12 protein-coding genes and 1 pseudogene are annotated in these 9,845 nt (G+C 47.3%); 8 read left to right on the top strand and 5 right to left on the bottom strand.

Translation table 11 applies throughout. From position 1 onward, the window contains the following. Positions 1-238 precede the first annotated feature (238 nt). Positions 239-916, bottom strand: a complete 678-nt coding sequence (locus HPY74_17925; GenBank protein NSW92504.1) for a hypothetical protein — start codon at positions 914-916, stop codon at positions 239-241. A 25-nt stretch (positions 917-941) separates the two neighbouring features. Next, positions 942-1,889, bottom strand: coding sequence for an EamA family transporter (locus tag HPY74_17930; protein ID NSW92505.1), 948 nt, complete (start codon positions 1,887-1,889; stop codon positions 942-944). Positions 1,890-2,016: 127 nt separating this feature from the next. Here HPY74_17930 and HPY74_17935 point away from each other — a divergent pair. The 6 genes and pseudogenes from HPY74_17935 (at position 2,017) to HPY74_17960 (ending at position 5,960) form a co-directional block, all read left to right on the top strand. Continuing rightward, positions 2,017-3,401 (top strand): annotated as a pseudogene (locus HPY74_17935) (PLP-dependent aminotransferase family protein). A gap of 210 nt (positions 3,402-3,611) precedes the next feature. Then, positions 3,612-4,172, top strand: a complete 561-nt coding sequence (locus HPY74_17940; protein NSW92506.1) for a TetR/AcrR family transcriptional regulator — start codon at positions 3,612-3,614, stop codon at positions 4,170-4,172. Between the two features lie 79 nt (positions 4,173-4,251). Beyond that, complete coding sequence (locus HPY74_17945) at positions 4,252-4,701, top strand: hypothetical protein (protein NSW92507.1); 450 nt, start codon at positions 4,252-4,254, stop codon at positions 4,699-4,701. A 42-nt stretch (positions 4,702-4,743) separates the two neighbouring features. Further along, entirely contained in the window at positions 4,744-5,196 is a 453-nt protein-coding gene (locus HPY74_17950) for a hypothetical protein (GenBank protein NSW92508.1), read from the top strand. A gap of 189 nt (positions 5,197-5,385) precedes the next feature. Continuing rightward, positions 5,386-5,703: a carboxymuconolactone decarboxylase family protein gene (locus HPY74_17955; GenBank protein ID NSW92509.1), complete on the top strand. Its 318-nt coding sequence runs from the start codon at positions 5,386-5,388 to the stop codon at positions 5,701-5,703. 2 nt (positions 5,704-5,705) lie between these two features. Further along, positions 5,706-5,960: a TfoX/Sxy family protein gene (locus HPY74_17960; protein ID NSW92510.1), complete on the top strand. Its 255-nt coding sequence runs from the start codon at positions 5,706-5,708 to the stop codon at positions 5,958-5,960. Positions 5,961-6,025: 65 nt separating this feature from the next. On the opposite strand, the gene HPY74_17965 is transcribed toward HPY74_17960, so the two are convergent. From HPY74_17965 to HPY74_17975, 3 genes are read right to left on the bottom strand one after another with little or no spacing between them, the layout of a single operon-like run. Beyond that, positions 6,026-6,907 carry a M23 family metallopeptidase gene (locus HPY74_17965; protein NSW92511.1) on the bottom strand — a complete coding sequence of 294 codons (882 nt, stop codon included), beginning with the start codon at positions 6,905-6,907 and terminating at the stop codon, positions 6,026-6,028. Beyond that, complete coding sequence (locus tag HPY74_17970; GenBank protein NSW92512.1) at positions 6,888-7,091, bottom strand: helix-turn-helix transcriptional regulator; 204 nt, start codon at positions 7,089-7,091, stop codon at positions 6,888-6,890. The genes HPY74_17965 and HPY74_17970 overlap by 20 nt, the downstream gene beginning before the upstream one ends. Beyond that, on the bottom strand, positions 7,088-7,429 hold the full coding sequence (locus HPY74_17975; protein ID NSW92513.1) for a DUF3796 domain-containing protein: 342 nt from the start codon (positions 7,427-7,429) through the stop codon (positions 7,088-7,090). The genes HPY74_17970 and HPY74_17975 overlap by 4 nt, the downstream gene beginning before the upstream one ends. Positions 7,430-7,685: 256 nt before the next feature. On the opposite strand from HPY74_17975, the gene HPY74_17980 reads away from it, so the two are divergent. Both HPY74_17980 and HPY74_17985 read left to right on the top strand, forming a co-directional pair. Then, complete coding sequence (locus HPY74_17980; GenBank protein ID NSW92514.1) at positions 7,686-8,330, top strand: TetR/AcrR family transcriptional regulator; 645 nt, start codon at positions 7,686-7,688, stop codon at positions 8,328-8,330. Then, positions 8,323-9,606: an MFS transporter gene (locus HPY74_17985; protein ID NSW92515.1), complete on the top strand. Its 1,284-nt coding sequence runs from the start codon at positions 8,323-8,325 to the stop codon at positions 9,604-9,606. Before HPY74_17980 ends, HPY74_17985 begins: the two co-directional genes overlap by 8 nt. Positions 9,607-9,845: the final 239 nt, after the last annotated feature.

The following is a 9,845-nucleotide window of genomic DNA, read 5'->3' on the forward strand; positions in this document are numbered from 1 at the left end:
CGGCAGCACCCGCCATACGCTCAGCTTCTATTTAATTTCGGCAGGTGTTGTCATGCCGAATTTTCATTTTTCGCACTCATGGATATTGCTTCATTTTTTCTTTGCGAAATATGGTGCAATGCAAGTTTCGCCCTTCTGAATGTCGTATCATTTCTACTGTTTGTCGTTGTCACGACTGAAAATGTTTACTGAACGAAACAAGATAGATGTACTTAGCCTCAAAGTCCAAGAATCAGCCTTATTGGATATTGCCATACACATCTTTAGCATGCGTTTCGGCATCAGGCGAGAAAACGCGCACGTTGGATTCAATATCGCTTAAATGGCGGACAATATCCTTTTCGTCTATTCCGGCCGGAGCATATACCGTAAACAAAACCTGACGCGTTTTCTCCCCAATACGCGTCCTGCTGTCCGGCCCTTTCAATATGCTGGAAACAACCGACTCCCCATCCGTTATCATAATGTCTCCTGGCACTGTTTTTACAAGCTTGCCGTTAATGCCCATATAGCTTTCATCTCCAGACGCCTGTCTTAAAATGATCGGCTGTCTTATTTTTTCCAGGTCGTGTCCGGCGGTCAGAAGCATATTTTTTAGTTCAGCCATGAACATCGCCTCAACCAACGCGGAAACATTCGGAATGCTTTTGCCGTGGGCTATTGATTCCAATTGCTGGAGCACATGATATGTGTAGCCAAACTTTTTGTAATATGAGACATAAGCTCCCATTGGATAAATTTGCTTCAATTCCTGCCGGGGCAACGTCCCGTACATCTCCCTGATTTCCTCTTCCAGCTTGCGTCTTGCCTTGTCCAGCGCTTCGCTGAAATTAAGGTTGCTGACGCCCGACATGACAAGAATGCCTGCCAAACATTTGCTTGATGCTTTAGGCAATTCATTTTGGATCTTAAGCATTTTGACTCACCAATCCTTTCCCAATTTAAACGATTTCCCGATTTCCCGATCTGCTGCTCTCGAACCCTATCAGTGCCATGCCGAAAATGACCAGTATTCCGCCGCACCATTGCTGTATGGCGGCGTGTTCGCCTAATATCAAAACCGACAACAAAAGCGCCATAAACGGCATTATCCCTGAAAAGGTGGCGGCGGTAGAGGCGGGACATCGCTTGATTCCCGAGTACCAAAACAGAAACGCCAGCGCGGTGACGAACACTCCATACCATATAAGCGCGAGCCATCCCTGCAGTCCCAGTTCGGCAAGCAGGGCGGCAGGTCGTTCAAAGCAGGCCGGAATAAGGCAGAGAGACATGGCGATAAAGGATACGAGCGCGGTTTTTGCCATCGGCGGCATGGCGGCTTTATAATCGGGACGCGCTTTAACCACGGCGACGCGGGAGCAAACGTTGAAAAGGGATTCGCACGCCGCTGCGCACAATACAAGAACATTGCCTGGTATGTGTTCCGTCATGAAGCATTTTCCAGGCATAAGCAGGCCCTGAACGAAAATAATCCCCGCTACTGTGCTTAGTATGCCGATTATCTTGCACGCGCCCATCTTTTCCTTTAAAAGCAGTCCGGCAAGAACGGCGGTTATCGCCGGCGCCGCTCCGGTGAGAATGCCCGTCTCTGCGGAGCTTGTATGGAGCAAGCCAAAAAGTAAAAACATGCGGAAAAGGAAAATGCTGAACAGCGCCTGAAGGAAAAGATAGGCCCAATCCCGCGCAGACGCGCCCCGGACTGATTCGATTATCCTGCTTCCCGCCAGAGGGACAAGAAGCAGCAGTGCGATAAACAGGCTTACAGCGGTTATTGTAAACGTTCCCAGCCTTCCCGCGACAAACCTTGCCGATATCACGGAGGTTCCGGCCAAAGCGAAAGCGCCTGTCAAAAAAAGCAAGCCTTTCAACTGAGGTCTTAAAAGATTCATAATGTTTCTCCCTAACTTGCTTGAAATAATGACCGAATACGCTATATAATTGTACCTGACAAACTGGTATGTATAAAGCTCCAGTTTAGCACGATATTAACCAGTCCAGCGGAGGCGTAAAAAAATAATGTACAGAATTGAATTAAACCGTCAAAGCGAAATTCCTATTAAGCGCCAGATATATCAGGCATTGAAAGACCGAATTTTAGACGGCAGCCTGAGAGCTGGGGAAGCTCTGCCTTCCACAAGGGAGCTGGCGGAACATCTCGATGTCTCGCGCCATACGGTGTGCGAGGCTTATGATATGCTGATAACCGAAGGGTTTGTTTTGAGCCGTCAGGGTGCCCCGACCCGCGTCGCCGAAGGCTTATGCATCGACAGGCCGACCGAGAGCACTTCAAATACTTATGAAAAAGGCAAAATACGGTACAGAGTCGATTTTAAGACGGGATGGCCCGACTTGCGGCTCATCCCGCGGTATCTTTTGTAGCAGCTCGCGCATAAGACCTTTGAAGAAATGCCCTTGGAGCAATTTGGCTACGCCGATCCGCAGGGAGCGTTGGAGCTGCGAGCCGAAATATCTTCATGGCTGTTTCGGAGCAAGGGCTTGAACGTGGATGCCGGAGATATTTTTATAACATCCGGCGCGACCCACGCGCTCACATCATCGCCTGCATGCTTTCCGGCCGCAGAAAAAAAATCGCGGTGGAAGACCCTTGCAATGCGGGCATTCTCAGGACATTCCTGAACGCGGGATGCGAAATTGAACCGATACCCGTCGGTGAAAAAGGGCTTCAGGCGGAATGCCTTGACGGGGTTTCGGCCGGCGCGGTTTACACCACGCCTTCCCACCAGTTTCCTTTAGGCCCCATCCTGCCTGCCGGCCGCCGCGCGGAACTGATCCGTTACGCAAGGGAAAACGGCATCTATCTTATTGAGGATGATTACGACAGCGAATTCCGCTATACCGGAGAACCGGTCGCTCCGCTTTATGCCATGGATCCGCGGAGGGTTGTTTATGTAGGGACCTTCAGCAAAGTACTGTTTCCGGCCCTCCGCATAGGTTACGTTATCCTGCCGAAAGAGCTGCAGCCCGAATGGCGCGAGCTGAGAATGCATGCGGATGTGCAAAATCCCCAATTCGAACAGGCGATACTGGCTGAGCTTATGCGGACAAGAAAGTTCGACCGCCATCTAAGGAGGATGCGGAAGCTGTACGGTGAACGCAGAGCCGTGCTGCTCGCCGCTTTGGAAGATGCTTTCGGGGACGGATGGCGCGCCTGCGGCGACGCCGCCGGCTTACATCTCGCGGTGGAATTTATGTCCATGCGGTTCGACGAGGCCTTTATTAAAAAGTGCAGGGAAAACGGAATCCGGGTCGCTTCAGTAGATCGACATGCCATACGAAAGGGAAAGCATTCAAACAAGCTTCTGCTAGGCTTCGGGCACTTGGAACCGAGGGAAATCCAGGAAGGAGTCTTGCTCCTGCGTTCGGTTATGCAGGAAATCTAAGCCGGACTCTCTATTTTCAGCGAACCGTCCTTTTGCGAAATGCTCCGCAGAACGTGTTTTGGACTTATCGCTTTTTTTCGTGCAACATGCCATTGGCAACCTTCCTCTCAAAAAAGTCATCCAATATATGAGAGAAATTATGGTAACATATTGCATTCTGATTATTGTCATGATATAGTTATAACGAACGTTAGATATAGAGGCGGCGTTATGTCAAACAAGGATTTAAAAGAGCGAATAAAGGAAGTGGCAGTCGAGCATTTCGACAAAAACGGATACCATGGAACGACGATGCGCAATATTGCCAAAGATGCGAACTGCTCCCTGCCTGTGATTTATTATTATTATAAAAGCAAAAAAGAGTTGTTTGACGAAATCATCAAGAAGGAGTTTTTCAGCCTTATAAAGAGGCAGGCCTCCCTCTTGAAAATGAACAACGTTATAGATTTTTATACCAAGTTTGTATATGATTTGAATGCCCTGAGCAGTTATGACAAACAGGTTTATCGGCTCGGGATAAAGGTTTATTTATCCTTTGACGGCGATGAAGAATTGATGGGGATTATGGACGAGTGGGAAAAGACCATACTTCCCCGTCACTGTCAGTTCTTGCGACCTTATCTGAAGAATGCCGACAACGGTATTGCGGTTGTACGCACTTTAGTCCATTTGCTGGAAACAATGATTGAAAATATAGTCGTGAAAAACAGATATTTGCCTGAAGAAGAAATCCGGGAAGAAATTGCCATTGTCCTGCGCGGGAGCGTATGAGTGTTCTTTGCCGAACAAAAAAACCGCTAAAATAACCGGCGCTTGAAAATGCCGGAATAATATTATCAAAGGAGCGATAATGATGGATATTGAAAAAAGGCTGGCTATGCTGCAATATACGTACGCAGCATCCATTGCGGAGACGGTCAACACGTACGACAAGCTAAAAGTGCTCGATACGATTGTTAAGGAGAGGAAAGAAAGACAGGCGCAGACCGCACCCTATCTGAATCAGCAATTAGGCATTGAAAGCGTCGAGGATGTTTTTTGCAAGCTGTCGGAAATCTATGGGTGCGCGAACTGGTCCGTGGAGAAAACTACGGACGGCTACATAGCCACAACGACTTCGTGCAAGCTCTGTGCGCTGTCAAAGAAGATGGGAGGAGCTAACCCTTGCAACGGATGGTGTCTTGACCCCATGATCGCCATGCTGTCTGCCGCAATGAAAATCGATGCTCAGAACATTTCCGTTGAAAGCACTTTAATGACCGATGATCTCTGCAAGATCGTTATTGTATTACCAAAATAAAACCACAAAAAAGAACAAAGTAATGCAGAAGGTGGTATAATTATGGATAACGTAAGCGTTGTTTACGCAACCAAAACGCAACACTCAAAAAAACTGGCAGAGGCAATCGGAAAAGAGTTTGGTGTTGACGCGATAAACGTCACACTGCATCCTCAGCCAAAAGCATCCGGGCTGCTCTTCCTTGTTGGGGGTATTTATGCAGGCAAATGCAATCCTGATCTTATATCTTATGCCGAAAAGCTTGACGCTTCCGTTACCAGCAAGGTGATAGTAGTGACGAGCAGTGCATCAGCCAGCAATCGTAGTCAAAAAGATATTCGCGCACTTCTTGCCAGAAAGGGTATCGAAGTTGTCGATGAGATTACCTGTCCCGGAGGATTCTTGTTAATCAAATTCAATCATCCGAATAAGAAGGATATCCTAGCCGTTGTAGAAGCTGCAAAGGATATATCGAGAAAAGCAACAATAAGCGCCGAACATGAAGTGGAAAAGTAGGGAGCATATTACGTTCAGCCCAAGAGATGCTATACAATTGAGCTCGCAATTTCATGAAGGCATGGAAAGACACTATCCGAACTCCGATAATCCGATATAATGAATGGTGTCAACGACATTCAAAAAGGAGTTGTGCCCTAATGGTCCAAGGAAAGAATAGCATAAGATACAAAAAGAGGGCAAAAAACCATGAATAACAAAAATGTAAGCAATTCATTTCAGGTGTTTTTGAAAGAAGCGCCAGAGCATTCAAAAGCATGGATGGAGGCAGTGCAAAAGCTTGACACGGCTTGCAGCCTTGATGAAAAAACGGAGGAAATAGCATATATCGCAGTGCTTGCAGCTGTGGAATTGGAAAGCGGTATTCCGTTTCATGTTAAGAGGGCAAAAGAATTGGGCGCTTCAAGGGAAGACATCAAAAGTGCAGTTCTTCTCGGATTACCCGCAGGTGGAAACAAGGTCATCAAAGCACTTTCGATTGCTTTGAACGCTTTTGATGAGGTGTGACCATGGGTAGATTGAGCGACCTGCCGAATATTGGTAAGGTAATGGAAAAACGCCTGGTCAAGGCAGGAATAAATGACGCCGAAGCTTTGAGGCAAGCCGGCAGCAAAGAGGCATTTATCAAGCTGCGTTTGCTTGAAGGAGATACATGTTTTAACTCACTCTGTGCGCTTGAAGGCGCCATCCAAGGTATAAGGTGGCATTATTTGGACTGCGAAACAAAAGCAGAATTGAAAAGGTTTTTTGACTTATTCCAATAATATGATTATAAAGTTCATGCCGCTTACTCTGCCCCGCAGTGCATTTTGCTCCTGCGTTCGGTTATTCAGGGAACCTGAACCGGGCGGCCGTTTTCCACAAGCTGGCCTTTTGCGATATATTCCGCAAGGCGCGTTTCCCCGTTTTCCGTTGCGTATACATTTTTAAATTTGACAGGCAGCCCTACGGAAGCGAAAAAGCATTTCCCGTCATTTAATTGAAAATGCACATGGGGTTCACTTGTGTTCCCCGAGTTGCCGCATTTGGCGATCACCTGCCCCCGGACAACCTTCTGGCCCAAGGTAACGGTTATGCTGTTCGGCATAAGGTGGGCGATGGTGCTGAACTCTTTTTCATTATGTTTGAGCGTAATAAAGTTTCCGCGAATATCTTTCGCCCTGCATTCTATCCTGCTGTCGCCATATACCCTGCTTTCCGGATGCCCGTCGGCCATACTTACAACTTCGCCGTCGGCAGGTGCCAAAATTTCTTTCCCGTAGCAGTAATAATCCTGCAATCGCTTACCATTGCCGGAGAAGGTTTTCCCGCTTTCATCGACCATGACGAAATCATAGGCATAGCGCTGCGGCCAAACATGCCAGGAATGGGAGGTTTTCTTATCCACGCCGCCGTTGGCTACATACCATCGCCCCCGAAACGGCAACATGAATTCCACCCTAGTTGTGCTGTTTTCTTTTGAAGGCAGGCAAAAACGATGGCGGAATAATATCAAGGGATAAGCAAGAAGCTGTTGTATGCTCTGGTAAAACACCGGCAGATTGCTGAATATCTCAATAAACCCAAGCAAAAAGAACAGCCAGAAAAGCTTAAGATAGGCATTGCCGGTGATGCTTCCCAGTAGCCCTATCAAGCCAAGCCATTTTAATTTAACCAGGTAACTTATAAACCTGTTCATATCTGCCCCCTCATCATTCTTCCGAAATTTCAAAGATGTCCTCGACCCTTGCATGAAAAACCTTCGCTATGTCAAGCGCCAGCTTTAAGGACGGATTGTACCTGCCGTTTTCCAAATGGACGATCGTTTCGCGCCTTACGCCGACCAAAACCGCCAATTCTTCCTGCGTCATACTGTGTTTTGTCCTGTATTCCTTGATCCTGGTCTTGATTATCATAAGCCGGCGCCGCTTTCCCTCAGTTCACACACAAGCAGAATGACGGTGAATACAAAAATGGACAGGGCCATCCCAAGCCCCATCCCGACCGGCAGCAGCGCGTCGTTGTTCAGCAGCGCTTTAAGCATAATCGTAACCGCCGATGACGCAAGCCCGGTAAAAAACGCAGGCGTCGCCGCTTTTTGAACATTGGCTTTGAACAATTCGTCAGGTATTACAAAGAAATACCGGATGTAGTAGAGGAAGCTTAAGAATCCCAGGTATGCCTTATTGTCCGTAATAAATCCCAAAATGCCCAATAATGCGAGAAGACTTAAATAGCCCAATTTGTTTTTCAACTGTATTCCTCCCGTTGTGTGATATATTTCTAACTTATTGTTATAAATATATCACACAACGGGAAGCAAGTCAATACACTCGGGCCATTGTTTATGTCCGTGGCTTGCCGTCAGACCGAACGAACCTATCCAGACGCTTTCAAAACGGGGGTAAAGACATAATTTTCCCCAATCTGCTTGATTATATAAAATAGCCATGTTATTATATAATACATTAGACAGACAGGCAGTCGGTCTGATATATGGAGGTGTAAAAATGAGGATTGTAAAGGATGCCGAGGAACGCAAAAACGAGATACTTGACGCGGCGGATGAGCTTTTCCGCCGGAAGGGCTTTGACGGCACGAGCACGAACGATATTCTCGAAAAAGTGGGAATTGCGCGGGGAGGGCTGTATCATCATTTCAAGTCCAAGGAAGATATTATGGATGCGCTTATTGAGCGGTATAAAGTCCGTCTTCTAGGCGCGGCGCAGGAAATTGCCGCAGACAGGAGCATACCCGTAAACGAGCGCATTGTCCGAGTTGTAATGGCAATGAACATAAGCGGCGAAAACGGCAGAGAAATCATGAAGCATATTCACAAGCCGCAGAACGCGCTAATGCATCAAAAAATGCAAAAGATCATACTCAAAGGCGTTACTCCTATACTGGCAGGAATAATCCGCGAAGGCATTGAACAGGGACAGTTCAGCACGCCGTTCCCGTATGAATGCATGGAAATGATTATCGCATATGCCAATATCGTTTTTGACTATATGGCTGAAATGACGGACGAAGAGCGCGCTTTACGCATAAAGGCGTTTATTTTCAATACGGAAAAGCTGCTCGGCGCCGAAAGCGGAAGTCTCATGTGCATTATGAAGATATTTGGAAACAGGCATGGAAACTGTCATGAATAATCCGGGGAAATCCTTCAAAAAATTTATGCTCCTGTGGACGGGAGAGCTTGTATCGGCTGTTGGAAGCGGGCTGACGTCGTTCGGGCTTTCAGTTTACGTTTTTGCGCAGACGGGTAAGGCTTCGGCAGTGGCGCTCGTAACCTTGCTTGCGTTTATGCCGTCGATTCTCTTAAGCGCGGCGGCGGGAGTGCTCGCAGACCGTTATGACCGCAGGCTGCTGATGGTGATGGGAGACAGCCTGTCCGCGGTTGGGGTTGCGTTCATCCTGATTTGCATGCTATGCGGGAAAGTAGAGTTGTGGCAGATTTGCGCGGGTGTCACAATAAGCTCGGTGTTTTCATCGCTGCTTGAACCCGCGTATAAAGCCACGGTTACCGATTTGCTCAGCGAGGAGCAGTACACAAAGGCAAGCGGCCTTGTCCAGGCGGCAGGCTCGGCAAGATACCTGATTTCTCCCGTCATTGCAGGGTTTCTGCTCGCCGTTTCGGATATAAAGCTGCTTCTTATAATCGATATCTGCACTTTTTTTGTGACCGTTATTTCAACGCTTGTTGTGCGAAACGGCCTTGAAACAAAGAAATATAAACGTGCAAAATCATTTGTCCGCGAATTCAAGGAAGGCTGGGGAGCAGTTAACGAAAAAAGAGGCGTGCTTGTACTTGTGATAATGACGTCGGCAATCACATTTTCCATCGGCTTCATACAGACTCTTTCCACACCGACGATACTGGCTTTTTCCGACAGCTCCGCATTAGGAACGGTTTTAACAATCTCCGCTTCCGGAATGCTTGCGGCAAGCGTGATTATTGGAATAATTCCGATAAAAGGCGGCTATGTGAAAATGCTTTCGGCTTCGCTGTTTTGCTCGGGAATATTCATGGCGGTGTTCGGGATGCGCGAAAGCATTGTACTTATCTGTGTTTCAGGGTTTCTGTTTTTTTCAATGCTCCCGTTTGCAAACGCAAGCCTGGATTTTCTCATCCGCACCAATATCGAAAACGACCTGCAAGGCAGAGCGTGGGGGCTTATCGGGGTCATTTCCCAGCTTGGATACGTCGCCGCTTATGCGCTTTCGGGCGTGCTTGCGGATTATGTGTTCACTCCCTTGCTGCTCGACGGCGGCGCGCTCGCCGGCAGTATGGGAAAGATTTTCGGTACGGGCGGCGGCAGGGGAACGGGGTTTCTCATTTTCGCTGCCGGGGCGCTGTTGTGTGCCGCTTCGGCAATTCTATGTCATCTAAAATCTATCAAAAAGCTTGAGAACAGAGGCGGATAGCGTAATAACATAATCCGCAATGACATACCTACGCGTTTTAACGCATACAAATATTTTTGCTTTTTGTGCTTTTTCGATAAACTGGAGCAAAATAAAATAAAGGAGTTGATAGAACTTATATTTCGCACCATTTTAACATAAAGAAGCTAATTTTTCGGATGCAAAAAGCAATATAGAAAAAAAACAAAAAGCACTGCAATTGGTAAAAAATGGGCTTGTACTTTTGGTCAAAAAGGTTT

This window comes from Bacillota bacterium (assembly GCA_013314855.1).
Classification (GTDB): domain Bacteria; phylum Bacillota; class Clostridia; order Acetivibrionales; family DUMC01; genus Ch48.